This window comes from Streptomyces sp. AV19, from assembly GCF_015999245.1.
GTDB lineage: Bacteria > Actinomycetota > Actinomycetes > Streptomycetales > Streptomycetaceae > Streptomyces.
In genome coordinates this window covers 175,236-193,966 of sequence record NZ_JAEAMR010000004.1, presented here as the reverse complement: position 1 = coordinate 193,966, position 18,731 = coordinate 175,236, and the positions used below count along the sequence as shown (strand labels likewise).

Sequence of the window (18,731 nt, the reverse complement as noted above, 5' to 3'; positions counted from 1 at the left end):
AGGCGTACATCCATGAGATCAGTGGAGCTCAAGGCTCACTTCGACGGCGTCGCCCCGGAGGACGCCTACGCCCGGATTGGCGACTTCGCCCGGTACCCCTCGCTCGTCACGGCCATCCGGCGGGTGACTGTTCACCCGGCCACCCGACCTGGGCGGCTGCACAGCGACTGGGAGGTGGACTTCCGCAATGGCGTGCTCAGTTGGTCGGAGGCGGACAGCTTCGACGACGAGCGACGGGTGATCTCCTTCACACAGACCACTGGTGACTTCGAGACTTTCACCGGGGAATGGGAAGTCCGAACAGAGGGCGACGGGTGTGCCGTCCTCTTCGGGGCGAAGTTCGACTTCGGGCTGCCGAGCCTCGCCGGCATCATCGACCCTGTGGCCGAACGAGTGCTGCGAGAAACCATCCTGAGCGTCCTGGACGGATTGCTGGGCGCCGGGTCGACTTCGACCGGAAACGTACGGGCGGCGGGCTGATGGACCGCGCCAATCGCTTTGAGAGCCCGACCACCTACCGGCTGATGCGCGCCGAGTACCTCATCGGCCTGGCGGTATGCGCCGGGCTGATGATTCTGCACTGGCAAGAGGTGCGCTGGCTGCCGGCCGTCGTCCTGTTCGCATACATCGACCTGATCGGTTACATCCCCGGCGCGCTGGCTCATCACCGTGCCAAGGGCGGGCGAATCTCCCGGCTGTACTACGTGCTGTACAACAGCATGCACAACTGGCTCACCGCAGGAATGGTCGCCGCGCTCTGGGCCTGGTTGGTCGAGCCGGAGTGGGCGCTACTCGCCATCCCGCTCCACCTTTGCGGGGACCGAGGACTGCTCGGCAACTCCCTGAAGCCCTTCGCCGTACCTTTCGAACCGGCTCCCCTTCCTACCTTCGTCGACTTCTCCCAGCAACTCGCTGCCGAGACGAACAGTGCCGGTCAACGACCCGGCACTGTTATGCCTGACCGGCCAAAGGAGCGGCTGTGAAAGCCTCTGCCGTGGACCATGCCGATGCTGCGGAACACCTGCGCGCCCACGCCGACCACCCGAGCGGATTCCTCGCGATGAACTCCGGTACTGCGCGCTTCCACAGCGTGCGCGTACCGGGTCTGATCGCATACAAACAACGTGGCGGACATGTCGTCCAGTTCGGCGGCCCGTTCGCTCCGCCCCAGCACAAAGCATCGCTGCTGGCGGAGTTCCGCTCTCACCTCGCGGGGAGGCTGACCGTCGCCCAGCTGCGCACCGCCGACATCCCCCTCTATGCCGAACGTGGCTTTACGGTCAACCAGATCGGCAGCTCGTACAGCATCGACCTGTCCCGCTTCACCACGCGCGGCCAGGCGCTGGCCAAGGTCCGCCAGAACACTTCCCGGGCACGACGCGAAGGAGTGACCGTCGACGAACTCACCCACGACGCCGCGCACGACGAGGAGCTGGCGACCATCGATGCCGCATGGCTGCGCGCCAAGGGATGGCACGTCAAGCAGCTCGACTTCCTGATCGGGGAACGCGGGGGCCCCGGTGCCCCGCTGCGGCGCACCTTTATCGCACGACGCGAGGGTCGGACCATCGGTTACGTCACCTACTCCCCGGCATATGGCACCCGGCCCGGTTGGCTGTACGACCTCACCCGGCGGGTGCCCAGCTGCCCAGTCGGGACTGTCGAGCTGATCAACCTCACCGCGCTCACGCGCTTCCGTTCCGAGGGCACGGGCTGGCTCCACCTGGGCCTTACCCCATTCGCCGGTCTCTCGTCCGAGCACGAGTCGGCATCCGCCGGCCGCATCCTGACCCGCGTCATCCGTCTGCTGGCGAAGCACGGCCGCATCGTCTACCCGGCCCGCAACCAAGAAGCATTCAAACTCAAGTGGAACCCGCACGTGATCGAGCCTGAGTACGCCGCCTTCGAGGGCGGCGTCACCCTTGGCGCGGTCTGGAACCTGCTCCGCGTCACCAATGCCCTCTGACCGGCACACCTACCCGGTCCGTTTCCCACAGACGGAGTCGCCATGACCACCAGCCCAGTGCTGCCCGCCCTCCCCCCGGAGGTCGACCTAAGGTCGGCCCCCCGCGTACTCGAAGGCGCCCGCGATCTCGACCTGACGCCGGAACGCTGCAATCTGACCTACTGGTTCGAGAACGTCGCGGGCGGCATGCTGCGCCAGCTGCGGGACGGCACCATCCCCGACCCTGGGCCGACCGATGCCATGCTGCACCCCGGACCACTGCGGGACGCCCTGGTGACGGAGTTCTCCTTCCGACACCTCGCCGAGGTCAAGGCGACCCGGGCTCTGACCCAACTCGTCTTCCACGCCCCCGACGACAAGTGCCTTGAGTTCTTCTCCACCCAATTGATCGACGAAGCCCGACACGCCCGTGCCTTCCGCGACCACCTTCTGCGGCTGGGCGTGCCGGCCGGCGAGCTGACGTCCACGGTGGAGCGAACCGCCGCGGCGGACCGCGCCGCGGTGCTCGACCCTTTGGAGGACTTCGGCCTCACCGTGGTTCGCGGCAATGGCGATTTCTACGGCGGCGTGCTGGTGCTCACCGTACTGGTGGAGGGGGTGCTGGCCCCTGCCGCCGAGCTGAGCGAGCGCAAGTGGCAGCCCTTCGACCCGGCTGCTGCGTTGGTCGAGCGGACCGCGAACGTCGACGAGATCCGTCACCTCACCGTCGGCGGCGCGGTGATCCGCCGCCACGTGACCGAGCACCCGAATGAGAAGGGCCGCCTGCTTGAAGTGATCGACCGGGGGCGCGAGCTGTGGCGGGAACTGCCCATGCAAGAGATGCTGCTCAAGCGTGAGGCGCTCTTCCAGGAGGGCATGTCGGAACACGGCGCACTGGCCGAAGGGTACGAGGTATGGCAGGGGCGGCTCCTGCTGGACACTACACCGGAGGAGCGGCTGACTGTCGCCGAGAACTGGTCGCAGGAGACGCAGCAGGCCAGGATGGACCACATGCTGCTGGGGGAGAATGCACGATGACGACGGACACGCTCGCCGTCGCGGTGCCAGGCCAGTCCGCCGTGCTGGCTGCGCGCGTCACGCTCCCCGATGGGCAGCCGTCCGGCGTGGTGGTGATATGGCCCGCCCTCGGGGTTAAGGCGGACTACTACGGGGTGTTCTGCGCGGAATTGACCCGTAAGGGCTTCGCCGTGGTGTGCACCGATCTTCGAGGACAGGGTGCGAGCGGGCCCCGGATCGACCGGTCGGCCCGTCATGGATACCACGAACTGGCCACACGCGACTGGCCAGCAGTTCTGGCAGCGGTGCGCGGAAAGTTCGGCGGGATTCCATGCTTCACGCTGGGGCACAGCCTGGGCGGCCAAATCTCGTTGCTGCACGCGGCATTCGCCCCGGTCACCATCGACGGTGTGGTGCTGATAGCCGCAGGCTCGGTGGACTACCGGGGGTTCTCCGGTCTCCACGGTCCGAAGGTGCTCGCAGGCACGCACATGACGGCGGTGATGGGCACCGTCTTCGGGTACTGGCCGGGCGATGTGCTGGGCTTCGCCGGACGCCAATCGGGCGTACTGATGCGGGACTGGGCAAGAGTCTGCCGCACTGGACGATTTCAGCCGTCCGGCGCCGACATCGATTACGAGACGTTGCTCGCCAAACTGGACCTGCCGGTGCTCGCAGTGTCGGTGGAGGGTGACGAAATGGCACCAGTGACAGCCGTCGACCGACTCTGTGCCAAGGTGCCCTCTGTGGAGCTGACGCGGCACCATTACGAAGCCGATGCTGACGTCCGGCTGGACCACTTCCGCTGGGTTCGCCACTCCGGCCCGATCGCGAACCGCATCCGCGCATGGGCGGACGCCTACGGCGGGTAGGCCCGCCAGTCGAAACGATTGCATGAACTGCTTGACAGCGGACCTGCTTCCTCCGTCGGGCAGTCCATTGCGTGTTACCAGAAGCTGGGTGCCCCCTGGTCGCGGACCATTTCACGTCCCCGCTGTCGGCGGCGATGCTGGCATATGTGAACGCGCGGGTGCATTTCGGCCTGCTGCCGGCCGCCAGTGGCGGTGCTCTGGCGCCAAAGGGGGCGAGGCGGTCGGCGGCGGTGACGATGTCGGCGGGGGCGGGGCTCGCTCCTCATCCCACTGACGGCCCGCAGTCAAACCCCCAGCTCCGCGAGCAACCCCCGTACCCGCCCCTCGATTTCGTCCCGGATCGGGCGGACCGCCTCCACGCCCCGCCCGGCGGGGTCCGCCAGCCGCCAGTCCAGATAGCGCTTGCCGGGGAAGTACGGGCACGCGTCGCCGCAGCCCATCGTGATGACGACGTCCGAGGATTCCACGGCCTCCGCCGTGAGGATCTTCGGCGTCTCGGCGGCGATGTCGATGCCGACCTCCCGCATCGCCTCGACCACGGCCGGGTTGACGGCGTCGGCCGGCGCCGAGCCGGCGGAGCGGACCTCGACGCGGCCGCCGCCGAGGTGGGCGAGGAAGGCGGCGCCTATCTGGGAGCGCCCGGCGTTGTGGACGCATACGAACAGCACGGACGGCTTGGGGAGTTCAGACACCTGCGGATCCTTCCGGAGCCAGGGGCGAGGGGAAGCGGGCTCGGGAGGCCAGCGCGACGTGCACCAGGCCGATGAGGACGGGGACTTCGATGAGGGGGCCGACGACCCCCGCCAGCGCCTGCCCCGAGGACGCCCCGAAGGTGGCGATCGCGACGGCGATGGCCAGCTCGAAGTTGTTGCCCGCGGCGGTGAACGCCAGCGTCGTCGTCCGCGCGTGGTCGAGTCCGGCCGCCCGGCCGAGGGCCATGGACCCGGCCCACATGACGGCGAAGTAGACCAGCAGCGGCAGCGCGATCCGTACGACGTCCAGCGGACGGGACGTGATCGCGTCGCCCTGCAGCGCGAAGAGCACGACGATCGTGAACAGCAGCCCGTACAGGGCGAACGGCCCCACGCGCGGCAGCAGCACGGACTCGTACCAGGCGCGGCCCCTGGCCCGCTCGCCGAGGCGGCGGGTGAGGAACCCGGCGGCGAGCGGGATGCCCAGGAAGACCAGGACGCTGCGGGCGATCTCCCACACGGACACGTCCAGTCCGGTGGTCGCCAGGCCCAGCCACCCGGGCAGGACGGAGAGGTAGAACCAGCCGAGCGCGGAGAACGCGATCACCTGGAAGACGCTGTTGAGCGCCACCAGGACGGCCGCCGCCTCCCGGTCGCCGCGGGCCAGGTCGTTCCAGATGATCACCATGGCGATGCAGCGGGCCAGCCCGACGACGATCAGTCCCGTGCGGTACTCGGGCAGGTCCGGCAGGAACAGCCAGGCGAGCGCGAACATCACCGCCGGACCGACAACCCAGTTGAGCACCAGCGAGGGGATCAGCAGCCGGCGGTCGCGGGTGACGGCGTCGAGGCGGTCGTAGCGGACCTTGGCCAGCACCGGGTACATCATCACCAGCAGGCCCAGCGCGATGGGCAGCGAGACGCCGGTGACGGTGACGCCCGCCAGCGCGTCGCCCAGCCCGGGGACGAGCCGGCCCAGGCCGAGGCCGGCGGCCATCGCGGCGAGGATCCACACCGCGAGCCAGCGGTCGAGGAAGGAGAGGCGGGCCGCCACCGGACCACCGCCGCCCGCCCGGGGGCTCACGAAGGCACCTCGGCGGGGCGGGTGAGGACGGCGGCGAGCCGGTCGGTCATCTCCGGCAGCGGCCGGTAGTACACCCACGTCCCGCGCCGCTCGGAGGCGATCAGCCCGGCCTCGCGCAGCAGCTTGAGGTGGTGGGAGATCGTCGGCTGGGACAGGTCGAAGGCCGGGGTGAGGTCGCAGACGCACACCTCGCCGCCGGCCCGGGACGCGATCATCGACAGCAGCCGCAGCCGGACGGGGTCGCCCAGGGCCTTGAAGACCCTGGCCAGTTCGGCCGCCCGGTCCTCGTCCAGCGGGGCGGTCAGCAGGCCGGGGCAGCAGCCGTCACCGTCGCCCTGCCCGAGCACCGTCAATCCCTGATTCGACATGCGTCTATATTGACGCCCGTCGATCCAGGGCGCAAGGCCGGGCATGGGCGTCGGACGGCCTCAGACCCCCGCCGGCTCCTTCGCGTCCGCCACCGCCGGCGCGGGCCCGTGCCCGTCCGCCGCCAGCGTCGCCTCGTCGAACGGCAGGCGCCCGGCCAGGACTTCGTCCACCCGCGCCCGGTCGATCTCCTTCGTCCACGTGCCGATGAGCACCGCCGCCACCGCGTTGCCCGCGAAGTTGGTCATCGCGCGGGCCTCGCTCATGAAGCGGTCGATGCCGACGATCAGGCCGACGCCGTCCACGAGTTCGGGGCGGTGGGACTGGAGGCCGCCGGCGAGCGTCGCCAGCCCGGCGCCCGTCACGCCCGCCGCGCCCTTCGAGGCGACGATCATGAACAGCAGCAGCGAGACCTGCTGGCCCAGACTGAGCGGCTTGTCCAGCGCCTCGGCGATGAACAGCGAGGACATGGTGAGGTAGATGGCCGTGCCGTCCAGGTTGAAGGAGTAGCCGGTCGGCACCGTGATGCCGACGACAGGGCGGCTGACGCCCAGGTGCTCCATCTTCGCGATGAGCCGCGGCAGCGCGGACTCCGACGATGATGTGGACAGGATCAGCAGGAACTCGCGGCCCAGGTACTTCAGCAGCGCGAAGATGTTCACCCCGGCCACCAGGCGCAGCAACGCCCCCAGCACGACCACCACGAACAGCAGACAGGTCACGTAGAAGCCGATCATGATGACGGCCAGCGACTTCAGCGCGTCGACGCCGGTCGCCCCGACGAGCGCGGCGATGGCGCCGAACGCGCCCACCGGCGCCGCCCACATGATCATGGACAGGATGCGGAAGACCAGCTTCTGGAGGTGGCCGATGCCGCGCAGCACCGGTTCGCCCGCCGGGCCCATCGCCTGCAGGGCGAAGCCCGCGAGCAGGGCGACCAGCAGCGTCTGGAGCACCTCCCCGCCGGTGAAGGCGGAGACCAGCGTCTTGGGGATGATGCCGAGCAGGAACGCGGTCGTCGACTCGTGCGCCCCCTCCGCCTGCTTCTCGCCCGCGTGCCGCACGGCGTCGGTCAGGTGCAGGCCGCTGCCCGGCTCCAGGACGTTGCCGACGAGCAGGCCGATGGCCAGCGCGACGGTGGACATCAGCAGGAAGTAGCCCAGCGCGAGCCCGCCCACCGCGCCGACCTTGGCGGCCTTGCGCACGGAACCGATGCCCAGCACGATCGTGCAGAAGATGACGGGCGAGATCATCATCTTGATCAGGTTCACGAAGCCGGTGCCCAGCGGCTTGAGTTCGACGGCCACCCCGGGCGCGGCGAAGCCCAGCGCGACGCCCGCGAGCACCGCCCCGATGACCGCGAGGTAGAGGTAGTGGGTGCGGTCCCGCCGGGCGGGCGGGGACGACGACTGATCGGTCATGGGGGGGCTCCTCGGTTCGCGGCTCACGGCTCGTGGTTCACGGCCCCCGTACGCCTCCGGACCCGCTCTCCCGACGAGCCGGGCCCCGACGCGCGGGGGTCCCGGAGACTATGCACGTCCCCTGTGACCGCGGTCACCCTTGCGTGCATTACGTTCACGGCGAGGGCCCGGGGGACACTGTCGCCCATGCGCCCACCCCGACTCCCCCGCCCCCGCAGTCTGGCCGGTCAGCTCTTCGCCGTGCAGATCGTGCTGGTGGCCGCCGTCGTGGCGGGGTGCGCGGCGTTCGCCTACCTCTCCGACCGGGCCGAGGCCGAGAAGGCGGCGCGCCGCGAGGTGACCGCGGCCGCGACCGCCGTGGCCGCGTCCCCCGCGGTCCGCTCGGCGGTCCGCGCCCCGGACCCGGCGGGCGAACTCCAGCCGTACGCCGAGCGGGTCCGGCACGACACCGGCGTCGACTTCGTCACGATCATGAGCCCGCGGGGCATCCGCTGGACGCACCCGGACCCGGCCCGGATCGGCGAGACGTTCCTCGGCCACACCGGCCCGGCGCTGCGGAGGCGGGTGTTCTCGGAGACGTACACCGGCACGCTCGGCCCCTCCGTCCGCGCCGTCGCCCCCGTCCGGGAGCCGGACGGCCGGGTCACCGCACTGGTCAGCGCGGGCATCACGGTGGACACCATCAGCGCGCAGATCCGCCGGCAGGTCGTCGCGCTGCTGGGCGTGGCGCTGGCCGTCCTCGCCGTCGGCGGTGCCGGAACGTACCTCCTCAACGCGCGGCTGCGCCGGCACACCCACGGGATGAACGCGGCGGAGCTGGCGCGGATGCACGACTACCACCAGGCCGCCCTGCACGCGGTGCGCGAGGGGCTGTTGATGCTGGACGGGCAGCGGCGGGTGGCGCTCGTCAACGACGGCGGACGCGAACTGCTCGGCCTGCGCGGCACGGACGTCGTCGGCCGGCCCGTCGCCGGCCTGGGCCTGCCCCCGTCCCTCACCCGGGCCCTGCTGGCGCCCGAGCGGCGGGTGGACGAGGTGCACCTGACCGCCGAGCGGACCCTGGTCGTCAACACCTCACCGGTCTCCGGCGGAGAGCGGCGCGGCACCGTGGTCACCCTCAGGGACCACACCGAACTCACCGCGCTCTCCGGTGAACTGGACTCCGTGCGCGGCTTCGCGGAGGCCCTGCGCTCCCAGGCGCACGAGGCCGCCAACCGGCTGCACACCGTCGTCTCCCTGATCGAACTGGGCCGCACCGACGAGGCCGTCGGCTTCGCCACCGCCGAACTCGAGCTCGCCCAGGCCCTCACCGACGAGGTCGTGGCCGCCGTCGCCGAGCCCGTCCTCGCCGCCCTCCTCCTCGGCAAGGCCGCGCACGCCGCCGAGCGCGGCGTGGACCTGCTGCTCACCGCCGACACCCACCTCGACGACGGCCTGCTGCCGCCGGCCCTGCCCACCCGCGACCTGGTCACCGTGCTCGGCAACCTCATCGACAACGCCGTGGACGCGGCGGGCCCGCGGCCCGACGGCCACCGCTCCGGCGCGGACGCCCGCGTCGCCGTCACCATCCGCCCGGACGGCGACGACGACCTGCTGCTGCGCGTCGGCGACTCCGGCCCGGGCCTCGCCCCGGGGGCGGTGGACGAGATCTTCCGACGCGGCTGGTCCACCAAGGCCACCGAGGCCGCCCGCTCCCCTGCCCCGCCGCACGGCCGCGGCCTGGGCCTGGCGCTGGTCCGGCAGGCGGCCGTCCGCAACGGCGGAACGGTCACGGTGGCCCGGTCCCCCCTGGGCGGCGCCGAGTTCACCGTCCTCCTCCCGCTCCGGGGAGGCAGTGCGTGACGCCGTCCCCGATCCGGGTCCTGGTCGTCGAGGACGACCCCGTGGCCGCCGACGCCCACGCCCTCTACGTCGGCCGGGTGCCGGGCTTCACCACCGTGGGCGTGGCGCACTCGGTGGGCGACGCCTCGAAGTTCCTCGCCCGCTCCCCCGCCGACCTCCTGCTCCTCGACCTCTACCTCCCCGACGGCCACGGCCTGCGCCTGCTCCGCTCCCTGCGCTCCGCCGGGCACACCGCGGACGTGATCGCCGTGACCTCCGCCCGGGACCTGACCGTCGTCCGCGAGGGCGTCTCGCTCGGCGTCGTCCAGTACGTCCTCAAACCCTTCACCTTCACCACGCTGCGCGACCGCCTCGTCCGCTACGCCGAGTTCCGCGCCGCCGCGGGCGAGGCCAGCGGCCAGGACGAGGTCGACCGCGCCCTGGCCGCCCTCCGCGCCCCCCGCCCCGCGTCCCTCCCCAAGGGCCTGAGCACGGACACCCTCGCCGCGATCACCGACACCCTGCGCGCGGCGGGCCCCGCCGGCATCGCCGCCGGCCCGGCCGGCACCGCCGTGGGCATCTCCCGCATCACGGCCCGGCGTTACCTGGAACACCTGGTGACCACGGGACGGGCGGCGCGGGCGCCGCAGTACGGACAGGTGGGCCGGCCGGAGTTGCGGTACCGCTGGCTCACCGGAGTTCGCCCGGGCGGCGCGCAGGGAACGTAATCCGGTGCCACCGAGGCTCCGGACCGTGGGAGGTCGCCGTGCCCGTGCGCCCCTGGTTCCGCACCACCGGGACCACCGCCCTGACCGTCGCTCTCCTCGCCGCCGCGCTCGCCGCCTGCGGGGATCCGGGCGGCGACCCGGACACCGTCAAGGTCGTCTACCAGCGCAGCACCGACAACAAGTACCGCGTCCTGGACGACTACCTGGGCGGGATCAAGAAGCAGTTCGAGCGTGAACACCCGGGCAAGCGGCTGAAGTTGATGCCCGTCCAGGCGTCCCAGAACGACTACGCCACCAAGGTGCAGCAGATGATGCGCTCGCCGAGGACGGCTCCCGACCTCGTCCGGGAGGACTCGGCGGTCCTCGACTCCGACGTCACCAGCGGCTACTTGAGACCGCTGGACGACAAGGTGGCCGGGTGGCAGGACCGGGACCGCTACCTGCCCGCCGCGAAGGAGCTCGGGCGGGCCGGGGACGGGCGGACGTACGGCGTGCCGGACGGGACCGAGACCCGGGGCCTGTGGTTCAACAAGGAGCTCTTCGCCCGGGCCGGGCTGCCCGCCGACTGGCGGCCGCGCACCTGGGACGACGTCCTCGACACGGCCCGTACGCTCAAGCGGCGCCTGCCCGGGGTGATCCCCTTCCACCTCTACACGGGCAAGGGGCCCGGCGAGGCGACGTCGATGCAGGGCTTCGGGATGCTGCTGTACGGGACGGGGAAGGACCCGCTCTACGACCCGGGCCGGAAGAAGTGGCTGACGGGGAGCCGGGGTTTCCGCGACGCGCTCGGCTTCGTCCGCACCGTCTACGCCGAGAGGCTCGGGCCCGAGCCCGCCGACGCGCTCGACCCCAACGTGAGCACCCGCGTCACCGCCGAGTGGCTGCCCTCGGGGAAGCTCGCCATCGCCCTGGACGGCAGCTGGCTCCCCAAGTTCTGGGCGCGCGACGGCGCGCGGCCGTGGCCCGGCTGGGACCGGGTGATGGGCCGGGCGGCCTTCCCCACGCGGGACGGCGCGGCCCCCGGCCGGGTCAGCCTCTCCGGCGGCTGGACCTGGGCGATCAGCGCCCGCTCCCGCAAGGCGGACCTGGCCTGGCAGGTGATCGAGACCCTCCAGTCGCGGCACAACGCGCTGGAGTGGACGGTGCGGGACGGCCAGATCGCGGTGCGGGACGACGTCGCGGCGGATCCCGCGTACCGCTCGTACGTCCCGGGCATCGGCTTCTTCACCGACCTGGTCCGCTACACCCGGCACCGCCCGGCGCTGCCCGTCTACCCGCAGGTCTCCGGGGCGATCCAGGAGGCGACGGAGGCGGTCGCCACCGGGGACGCGTCCGTGGCGGAGGCCGCGCGGGACTACGACGAGGCGCTGCGCTCCTTCGCCGACACGGCGCGGGCGGCCGGGTCATGACCCGCCGTCGCCCCGCCGCCCTGCGCTGGCTGCCTCTCGCCCCGGCGACGGTCCTGATGCTCCTCTTCCTCGCCGGGCCGGTCGTGTGGTGCGTGCTCCTCGCGTTCACCGACACCCGGCTGACCGGGCAGTCGTCGGCGTCCTGGGTGGGCCTGGCCAACTTCCGGCACGCGTTCGCCGACGCGGACTTCCGCAACGCGGTGGTGCTCACGGTCGTCTTCACCGTCGCCTCGTCCATCGTCGGCCAGAACGCCCTGGGCTTCGCGCTGGCCGCGCTGATGCGCCGGGCCTCGCGCCCGGTGCGGACGCTGACGGGGTCGGTGGTGGTCGCGGCATGGGTGCTGCCCGAGATCGTGGCGGGGTTCCTCCTCTACACCTTCTTCCACCGGCGCGGCACGCTCAACGCGATCCTGGAACAGCTCCATCTCCCGCCCCAGAACTGGCTGTTCACCCTCCCCCTGCTCGCCGTCTCCCTCGCCAACGTCTGGCGCGGCACGGCGTTCTCCATGCTGGTCTACTCCGCCGCGCTCGCGGAGATCCCCCAGGACGTCCACGAGGCGGCCCTGGTGGACGGCGCGACAGGCCTCCGCCGCTTCCGCCACATCACGCTCCCCCTCCTCCGCCACTCCATCGGCACCAACCTCATGCTCAACACCCTTCAGACCCTGTCGGTTTTCGGCCTCATCTGGTCCATGACCCGCGGCGGCCCGGCCAACCGCAGCCAGACGCTGCCCGTGTTCATGTACGACCAGGCGTTCCTCAAGTCGCTGATCGGTTACGGGACGGCGGTGGCGCTGCTTCTGCTGGTGGTGGGGGCGGTGTTCTCGGTGGTGTATGTGCGGTTGTTGCGTGAGGACGGGTGAGGGTGGCGGTCGCTGGTACGGGCCGCCGTCACAACGGGCCGGCGGGGGCATAAATTGGCCACCGCCTCCCCTTTCCGCCCCGAATTCCGCACCGGGATCACTCCCCGAATACAATCGACCCCGCTCCGTTCGCTCTCGAACGTACCGCTCTAACATCGGCCCGGCGTTTTTCAGGTGACACCAGCACCTCGAAAAGCGGCAATCCCGGGTGTAGAAAGGGAGTCACCTCATGGACGCGGAGGTACTGCGCCAGATGCTCACCGAGCGTCGGGCGGCCATCAAACCCGAGAGTCTCGGCCTGATACGCCTGGACCCCCGGGGCCGGAAGTCCCCCGGGCTGACACAGGCCCAGATGGACGACCTGCTCCTCCGCGCCCCGGGTACGTACGGAAAGCTGGAGCGCGGGGTCCTGGACAACCCAACCCCCGAGTATTTGCGGGATGTTGCGGATATCCTGGGTCTCACGGAGGAGGAATGGGTCGTCTTCTACGGGTACGCCCGGGGGGAACAGCCTCCGTACCCGCTCACCAGGGACGGCGAGGTGAGCGTGCCCGCCCACTGGATGCAGATGATGAACGCGTTCCCGGTCATTTCCTACCTGTGCGACCTGGAGTGGAACGTCCTCGCCTACAACGAGGCGTTCGCCGCGATCTTCCCCGGTCGGCTCGCCCCGCACAACACCATGCACTGGATGCTGTTCAGCGACGACGCGCGCGACAGGGTGCTCACCGACTGGGAGACCAGCTGGGCCCCGATGGTCGCACCCCAGCTGCGGGCGGCCCTCGCCCAGACCGGCAACAACCGGACCCTGCGCGCGCTGGCCGACCAGTGCCTGGCCGACCCCAGGACCCGGGACCTGTTCACCAGTATCCGGCCGGGCCACGCCCATCCCGACGGGGCCGAACGACCGCTGCACCACACCGAACTGGGCCCCGGGTGGGTCACCGTCTCGGTGTGCGCACCGCTCGGCTCCCGTGGGACACGGCTCTACCAACTGCTGTTCCGGCCGGAGGGCGCGCCACGGCAACCCGCCCTTCCCGGCCGGTGGCCGGTGGCCGGGCGCGATCCGGCAGACTTCTTCCCCGCCCTGTCAGCGCGGTCGCAGGGACGGGCGGCTCAGTCGCACCAGACTCCGCGGCAGGCGGCCGCGAAGAACCCCGGGCCGAAGGCGGTCAGCAGCCCCGGCGCACCCGGTGCCGGAGGTTCCTCGTAAGTACGGGCCAGGACGTCGAGGACGGACACGCCCCCGAGGTTCCCGCAGTCCTCCAGGCTGCCCCAGGAGTGCCGCAGCACCTTCTCCTCGACGCCGAGCCCCTTGGCCGCGTCCTCGAGGATGCGCGGTCCGCCGGCATGGACGACGGCCCATTCGGGGCGCGCTCCGCCCGGGCCGTCCAGCCAGCGGACGAGCGGTGGCATGACCTCGTCGGTGGCGTTGACGGCCTTGCGCGTGGAGTCGAAGTGCAGGCCCAGCTCGTCCACGGTGCACCAGTAGCGGTCGAGGCTGTCGGGCAGCAGATACTCCCAGCAGGCGTCGATGCGGAAACCCGGGCCCAGTGGCACGTCGGTGACGACGCACGCTCCGGCGCCGTCGCCGAACAGCGCCTTGTAGATCATGGATCCGAGTCCGTCGTCCTCGTGGCGGTAGACCGTGCTGAGCGTCTCGGCCGCGACCACCAGTACCCGGCTGCCGGGTCGCGCGGTCACGTCGTCGGCGGCACGGCTCAGGGCCTGGGCCCCGCCGCCGCAGCCGAGCGAGGCCATCGGCGTCCGGCGGACGTCGGGACGCAGGCCCAGGGTGTTGACCAGGTGGACGTCGAGTCCCGGCGTGGTCCAGGACGTGGTGTGGCTGGTGACCACGGCGTCGATGTCGGAGGGCTCCAGACCGGCGTTGGCCATGGCCGCGCGGGCTGCCTCCTCGGCAAGGCGGGCGGAGTCCTCGAAGGCCACCAGGTTGCGCTCCGCGATCGTGGCCGATCCGGAGACCGTGGGGGAGTTGAGGGGCCGGGTAAACCTACGGGTGTTGACACCGGCCGCCCGCGCGACCCTCATGTAGGTCGCCAGGCGCGGATGGCCGGAGTGATGGCGCGCGATGTCGTCACAGATGTCGTCCAACGTGACGATGTGCTGGGGCAGGGCTATGGCGGGGCGCGCAACATATGCGGACAACGGAGCCTCCACGGATCGGTGAGGTGGGGAACTGGCCGGAGCCGCAGGGGCAGTAAGTCCCCTGCGTTTGTGGAAGATTTCTTGTTCACGGCGCTCGCAGAACGGTCTGGGGGGCGTTCCGGCGCTCTTCGCCCGGATGGAAGATCATCACCATCAGGCGGACACGGGGATGCGACAGCGGTTCAGCGGCACAGAGCGTCACCCAGCCCTTTCCGAGTTCCGCGTGATTGAGGGGCCGTTCGTCGCCGTCGGGGTGGGCGAACGCACCGCCGCCACCGGCCTTGTACAGGGGGCCGGCGATGGGGTCGGCGAGGATGTCCGCCTCGAGTTCGGCGAGTGTCTCGTCGTGCGGCAGCGCGGCGACGGCGGCCCGCATCTGGGGCAGGGCCATCGGCAGCCAGTGGTCCTCCCAGCCTGCCAACACGTCGCGCGCGGAGGGATCGAGCACCATCCAGCGCATGGTGTTCGCACAGACCTTCCGGTCGGGGAACATGGCCGCGAAGGCGTCGTTGTACGTCACGACCTGCCAGCTCTGGTCACTGATGTAGGCGATGTGGGAAATGCTCTGCACCACGGTTCCCCACGCGTCCCGCACCTGCGTACCGGAGGTCGGGTGGAGGGGGGTGGGAGGGTCGCGGTGCATCGTGTAGAGCCACAGCAACGTCCACTCGTGCTCATTGAAGGCCAGCAGCCGGGCCACGTCCCGCAATAATTCCTCGGGCGGATTCGGGTAGTTGCCCGCCTCCAAACGGTTGTACGTCCCGTGGGTGCGGTGCAGCAGCTGGTCCATCTGCGATTGGCTCAGACCAGGAGCGCGTCGCCCCTGTCGCGAGGGGCGGGTCAATCCGTACTCTTCCGGTGTGACAGCCGCTCTCCGCTCACGCAAAAGCTGCTGAAGCGCTCCTTTGTCCACGGATTCCCCCCTTACCACGGCCTCCCCCCGAAGGGAAGCCGCTTTGGTCGGATGATTTTTCTTGGGAAAAGTTCCCCGAAGTAATGATCGTATCTCTCCTGCATCATCGAACTCAGGGTTCGGCCTACGGGGGTGATCGAACCCTTTTTCTCGCACACCGCGAGTGATCCGGCTGTTACGGGAGGGGAAGATGCGGTCATCGTTCGACGGGAAATGGCGGCAATGGGCGGAGCTCATACGACGGCAGCTGCCACGTTCGGGTTTACGCCCTCACTTCGGACATCTCTGCACAGCTTGGGACGCTAGCCGTACAGCCTCTGGCTGAAAAGACATCCTCGCGAAGTGATGGCTGGCCCTCCGATCAATCAGCGGCAGATCCCACCCCGGTCACTCCCGTCCGCCGCCCCGCACCCCAGCGCGGCGTACGCGAACTCTCAGGCCCGCACGGGTAGTTGAGCGACCGGAAGGGGTACCCACGCCGCACCCGCCGGGCCGGCGGCACCCTCCCCACAGGGCGCCGCGCCCGGCCCGCGCACCGAACGCACCGAACGCACCGAACGCACCGAACGCACCGAAAACAACGCACCACCCCGCACTACAGCCGCGGCGCCACCGCCACGCACGACGCACTCGCGAACTCCCCCTTCGCCGTCTTCTCCTTGATGACCTTGCCCTTGTAGAGGATCCGGCAGGTGACCGACCCGCTCTCCTCCGCACCGGTGGCCATCACGCTCGGCGGCGTCATGTCCTTCAGCGTCACCGTCGTCCGCCACGGAGCCTTCGGGGACTCCACGGCCTTCTGCGCCTCGCGGCCCTCCTCGTACTCGACGGAGTCCAGCGGCTGGTCGGCCGTGACCTCGTAGGTCACCTCGAAGGGTCCGTTGGCCTTCTTCTCGACCTCGTCGGCCGCAGCCGAGGCCGACTGCTCGACCTCCTCGACGGCCTTCTTCACGGAGTCCCCGGCCCCGCACCCGGCCGCGGCGGTCACGGCGAGACCGGCCAGCGCCAGGGCGGAGAGGGCATGACGGACGGAACGCTTCACGAGTACGGGGACCTTTCGGGGCAAGCACGGATGATCAGGCGGAGCCGATCTAAACGCAAAGCAAAGGTAAAAACAAGTCCTATCCGCAACAAACCCCGTCAAAGGCAAGCCCGTCGGAGACGACAGGGATTACGGATGACAGGGATTACGCGGCCGCCGCCGGCCGGTCCGGCCTGATGACGGCGAACACCGCCCCGGACGGATCCTCGATCCAGGCGATCCGGCCCACGCCGGCCACGTCCGCCGGCGCCATCCGCGCCGAACCGCCGCCGACCTCCGCCGCCACGACCGTCGCGTCCGGGTCGCCGACGCAGAAGTACGGAATCCAGCACGGCCGGTCGCCCTCCAGGAGCGGTGCCATGCCGCCGAAGGCCGCCTCCTGCTGGTCGCCCTCGGCGGTGGACAGCACCTTGTACACCAGCCCGGGCACCTCCATGTCCACGGCCCGCCACCCGAACACGCCCCGGTAGAAGGCGTATTCGACGGTCGGGTCGGGCACGTGCGCCTCGACCCAGCACAGCGCGCCCTCCTCCGACGTCCGCTCCAGGCCGCCGACCCCGGCCGGCTGCCAGACGGCGAACTCGGCCCCGCCGGGGTCGGTGAAGCAGCCCATCCGCCCCGCGTCCATGACGTCGGACGGCGCCACCCGGACCGTACCGCCGCCCTTTTCCACGGACTTGGCCGTGGCGTCCGCGTCGGGCGACTGGAAGTAGACGGTCCACGCCGACGAAACGCCTTCCTCCGTCAGCGGACCGAGCGCGGCGACCGTGGCGCCGTCCTTCCGGAAGAAGCCGTAGCCGCCCGCGCCGGGCCCCGCCGACGCGAAGTCCCAGCCGAGGACGGACGTGTAGAAGCCGGCGGCCTGCCCGGTGTCGGGGCTGCCCAGGTCGATCCAGTTGGGCGCCCCGGCGACGAAGTCGGTGGTGAGCATGGGGAACACGCCCCCTCTCCGGACGGACGACACGATGCGCGAGGGCACCTTTCGTCCCAGTCTGGCACCGGCGGCACCGCCCCGCCCGGTCGCCGATCCCCGGCGGCGGAGCAACCATGGAGGGGATGGATGGTCGGCGTGCCCCGTCCGGGCTCACCACGCACCGGGCGGGGCACCCGCTCAGAACGGGGCGGCAGACAGGAGGGACACCATGACCACAGCCAAGGAGATCATGCACGAGGGCGCGCAGTGGATCCCCAAGACGGAGACACTGCTCCACGCCGCGCAGCGGATGCGCCGCCTCCACGTCGGCGCGCTGCCCGTCAGCGACGAGAACGAGCGGCTGTGCGGGATCATCACCGACCGCGACATCGTCGTGAAGTGCGTGGCCGAGGGCCACGACCCCTCGCAGTGCACCGCGGCCGACCTCGTCCAGGGCACGCCGCGCTGGATCGACGCCAACGCCAGCGTGGAGGACGTCGTCAGGGAGATGGGCGAGCACCACATCCGCCGGCTCCCCGTGATCGAGAACAAGAAGCTGGTCGGGATGATCAGCGAGGCGGACGTGGCGCGGAACCTGCCGGAGGACAAGGTGCACGCGTTCGCGGCGCAGGTCTACTCGTCGCCGCCGCAGACCTGACACCCGCCGGGCCGGGCCCGGTCACGCCAGCGCGCCGCCGTCGACGTCGAGGACCGCGCCGGTCACGAACGAGGCCTGCGGACTGGCCAGGAAGAGGACGCCGAACGCGATCTCCTCGGGCCGTGCGTAGCGCCCCAGGGCGTTGACCGACCGCTGGAGGTCCGCCTTGGGCGCGTCCTCGGGGTTCATCTCCGTGTTCGTGGAGCCGGCCTGGAGCACGTTGACCGTGATCCCCCGGGGGCCGAGGTCCCGCGCGGCCCCCTTGCTGTAGCCGACGACGGCCGCCTTGGCCGCCGCGTAGTCGGCGACGCCCGGGAACGCCGTGCGGCTGGCGAGGTTCGAACCGATGGTGATGATGCGGCCGTTCTCCTCCAGGAGGCCGGCCGCCGCCCGTATCGCGGCCACGACGCCGCCGGTGTTGACCGCGAACTGCCGGTCCAGGGCGGCGATGTCGGCACCGGCGTCGTCCACCGCGGCCCGCGCCATCACCCCGGCGTTGTTGACGAGGACGTCCAGCCGGCCGAAGTCCTCGGCCACGCCGGCGACGAGGCGGGCCACCTGCCCGGGGTCGCCCAGGTCGGCGCGGTACGCGGCGGCCCGTACGCCCTTGGCCTCCAGCTCCCGCACGACCTCCGCGGCCCGGTCCGCGGACGCCGCGTAACCGATCGCCACGTCCGCCCCCGCCTCGGCCAGTACCCGCGCCGTCGCCGCGCCGATGCCCCGCGAGCCTCCGGTGACCAGCGCGACCTTGCCCTTGAGCGCCTTCTCCGCCTTCTCCGCCTTCTCCGTCTTTTCCGTCTTTTCCGTCTTCTCCGGCATGA

Annotated in this window: 20 protein-coding genes; 11 read left to right on the top strand and 9 right to left on the bottom strand. The window is 70.8% G+C overall.

The features are described from left to right. The first annotated feature begins 12 nt into the window (after nucleotides 1-12). The 5 genes from I5Q34_RS05665 to I5Q34_RS05645 are packed head-to-tail and all read left to right on the top strand — an operon-like array spanning nucleotide 13 to nucleotide 3,834. Nucleotides 13-480 (top strand): type II toxin-antitoxin system RatA family toxin, encoded by a 468-nt coding sequence (locus I5Q34_RS05665; protein WP_199891039.1) that lies wholly within the window; start codon nucleotides 13-15, stop codon nucleotides 478-480. Then, nucleotides 480-983: a hypothetical protein gene (locus I5Q34_RS05660; protein WP_199891038.1), complete on the top strand. Its 504-nt coding sequence runs from the start codon at nucleotides 480-482 to the stop codon at nucleotides 981-983. Before I5Q34_RS05665 ends, I5Q34_RS05660 begins: the two co-directional genes overlap by 1 nt. Next, nucleotides 980-1,966 carry a bifunctional lysylphosphatidylglycerol flippase/synthetase MprF gene (locus tag I5Q34_RS05655; protein ID WP_277965645.1) on the top strand — a complete coding sequence of 329 codons (987 nt, stop codon included), beginning with the start codon at nucleotides 980-982 and terminating at the stop codon, nucleotides 1,964-1,966. Before I5Q34_RS05660 ends, I5Q34_RS05655 begins: the two co-directional genes overlap by 4 nt. A gap of 42 nt (nucleotides 1,967-2,008) precedes the next feature. Then, nucleotides 2,009-2,983: a VlmB-like protein gene (locus tag I5Q34_RS05650; RefSeq protein WP_199891037.1), complete on the top strand. Its 975-nt coding sequence runs from the start codon at nucleotides 2,009-2,011 to the stop codon at nucleotides 2,981-2,983. Continuing rightward, on the top strand, nucleotides 2,980-3,834 hold the full coding sequence (locus I5Q34_RS05645) for an alpha/beta fold hydrolase (RefSeq protein WP_199891036.1): 855 nt from the start codon (nucleotides 2,980-2,982) through the stop codon (nucleotides 3,832-3,834). The genes I5Q34_RS05650 and I5Q34_RS05645 overlap by 4 nt, the downstream gene beginning before the upstream one ends. A gap of 284 nt (nucleotides 3,835-4,118) precedes the next feature. Here the strand turns inward: I5Q34_RS05645 and I5Q34_RS05640 are convergent, their stop codons facing one another. The 4 genes from I5Q34_RS05640 to I5Q34_RS05625 are packed head-to-tail and all read right to left on the bottom strand — an operon-like array spanning nucleotide 4,119 to nucleotide 7,397. Continuing rightward, nucleotides 4,119-4,526, bottom strand: a complete 408-nt coding sequence (locus I5Q34_RS05640; protein ID WP_199891035.1) for an arsenate reductase ArsC — start codon at nucleotides 4,524-4,526, stop codon at nucleotides 4,119-4,121. After that, nucleotides 4,519-5,610: an ACR3 family arsenite efflux transporter gene (gene arsB / locus I5Q34_RS05635; protein ID WP_277965646.1), complete on the bottom strand. Its 1,092-nt coding sequence runs from the start codon at nucleotides 5,608-5,610 to the stop codon at nucleotides 4,519-4,521. The genes I5Q34_RS05640 and arsB overlap by 8 nt, the downstream gene beginning before the upstream one ends. Continuing rightward, the gene (locus tag I5Q34_RS05630) at nucleotides 5,607-5,978 is read right to left on the bottom strand and encodes a helix-turn-helix transcriptional regulator (protein ID WP_199891034.1); all 372 of its coding nucleotides are present in this window, start codon (nucleotides 5,976-5,978) and stop codon (nucleotides 5,607-5,609) included. The genes arsB and I5Q34_RS05630 overlap by 4 nt, the downstream gene beginning before the upstream one ends. Nucleotides 5,979-6,038: 60 nt before the next feature. Further along, the gene (locus I5Q34_RS05625; RefSeq protein ID WP_199891033.1) at nucleotides 6,039-7,397 is read right to left on the bottom strand and encodes a cation:dicarboxylate symporter family transporter; all 1,359 of its coding nucleotides are present in this window, start codon (nucleotides 7,395-7,397) and stop codon (nucleotides 6,039-6,041) included. Between the two features lie 186 nt (nucleotides 7,398-7,583). On the opposite strand from I5Q34_RS05625, the gene I5Q34_RS05620 reads away from it, so the two are divergent. The 5 genes from I5Q34_RS05620 to I5Q34_RS05600 all read left to right on the top strand — a co-directional run bounded on the left by I5Q34_RS05620 (nucleotide 7,584) and on the right by I5Q34_RS05600 (nucleotide 13,431). Beyond that, nucleotides 7,584-9,239 carry a sensor histidine kinase gene (locus tag I5Q34_RS05620; RefSeq protein WP_199891032.1) on the top strand — a complete coding sequence of 552 codons (1,656 nt, stop codon included), beginning with the start codon at nucleotides 7,584-7,586 and terminating at the stop codon, nucleotides 9,237-9,239. After that, entirely contained in the window at nucleotides 9,236-9,946 is a 711-nt protein-coding gene (locus I5Q34_RS05615; RefSeq protein ID WP_199891031.1) for a response regulator, read from the top strand. The genes I5Q34_RS05620 and I5Q34_RS05615 overlap by 4 nt, the downstream gene beginning before the upstream one ends. Nucleotides 9,947-9,984: 38 nt before the next feature. Next, entirely contained in the window at nucleotides 9,985-11,355 is a 1,371-nt protein-coding gene (locus tag I5Q34_RS05610) for an extracellular solute-binding protein (RefSeq protein WP_277965647.1), read from the top strand. Then, complete coding sequence (locus tag I5Q34_RS05605) at nucleotides 11,352-12,218, top strand: carbohydrate ABC transporter permease (RefSeq protein ID WP_199891030.1); 867 nt, start codon at nucleotides 11,352-11,354, stop codon at nucleotides 12,216-12,218. Before I5Q34_RS05610 ends, I5Q34_RS05605 begins: the two co-directional genes overlap by 4 nt. Before the next feature lie 229 nt (nucleotides 12,219-12,447). Further along, nucleotides 12,448-13,431 (top strand): helix-turn-helix domain-containing protein, encoded by a 984-nt coding sequence (locus I5Q34_RS05600; RefSeq protein WP_199891029.1) that lies wholly within the window; start codon nucleotides 12,448-12,450, stop codon nucleotides 13,429-13,431. Here I5Q34_RS05600 and I5Q34_RS05595 read toward each other — a convergent pair. The 4 genes from I5Q34_RS05595 to I5Q34_RS05580 all read right to left on the bottom strand — a co-directional run bounded on the left by I5Q34_RS05595 (nucleotide 13,335) and on the right by I5Q34_RS05580 (nucleotide 17,270). Then, a complete protein-coding gene (locus tag I5Q34_RS05595; RefSeq protein WP_199891028.1) occupies nucleotides 13,335-14,384 on the bottom strand; it encodes a PhlD in 1,050 nt (349 codons plus the stop codon). The two genes, I5Q34_RS05600 and I5Q34_RS05595, sit on opposite strands and share 97 nt — an antisense overlap. Before the next feature lie 85 nt (nucleotides 14,385-14,469). Continuing rightward, a complete protein-coding gene (locus I5Q34_RS05590) occupies nucleotides 14,470-15,297 on the bottom strand; it encodes a helix-turn-helix domain-containing protein (protein WP_199891027.1) in 828 nt (275 codons plus the stop codon). A gap of 595 nt (nucleotides 15,298-15,892) precedes the next feature. After that, the gene (locus I5Q34_RS05585) at nucleotides 15,893-16,339 is read right to left on the bottom strand and encodes an MmpS family transport accessory protein (protein WP_199891026.1); all 447 of its coding nucleotides are present in this window, start codon (nucleotides 16,337-16,339) and stop codon (nucleotides 15,893-15,895) included. 145 nt (nucleotides 16,340-16,484) lie between these two features. Continuing rightward, nucleotides 16,485-17,270 carry a VOC family protein gene (locus I5Q34_RS05580; RefSeq protein ID WP_199891025.1) on the bottom strand — a complete coding sequence of 262 codons (786 nt, stop codon included), beginning with the start codon at nucleotides 17,268-17,270 and terminating at the stop codon, nucleotides 16,485-16,487. Nucleotides 17,271-17,481: 211 nt separating this feature from the next. Between I5Q34_RS05580 and I5Q34_RS05575 the strand changes: the two genes are divergently transcribed. Next, nucleotides 17,482-17,910, top strand: coding sequence for a CBS domain-containing protein (locus I5Q34_RS05575; protein WP_199891024.1), 429 nt, complete (start codon nucleotides 17,482-17,484; stop codon nucleotides 17,908-17,910). Between the two features lie 21 nt (nucleotides 17,911-17,931). On the opposite strand, the gene I5Q34_RS05570 is transcribed toward I5Q34_RS05575, so the two are convergent. Next, the gene (locus I5Q34_RS05570; protein ID WP_199891023.1) at nucleotides 17,932-18,729 is read right to left on the bottom strand and encodes an SDR family NAD(P)-dependent oxidoreductase; all 798 of its coding nucleotides are present in this window, start codon (nucleotides 18,727-18,729) and stop codon (nucleotides 17,932-17,934) included. Between the last annotated feature and the right edge of the window lie 2 nt (nucleotides 18,730-18,731).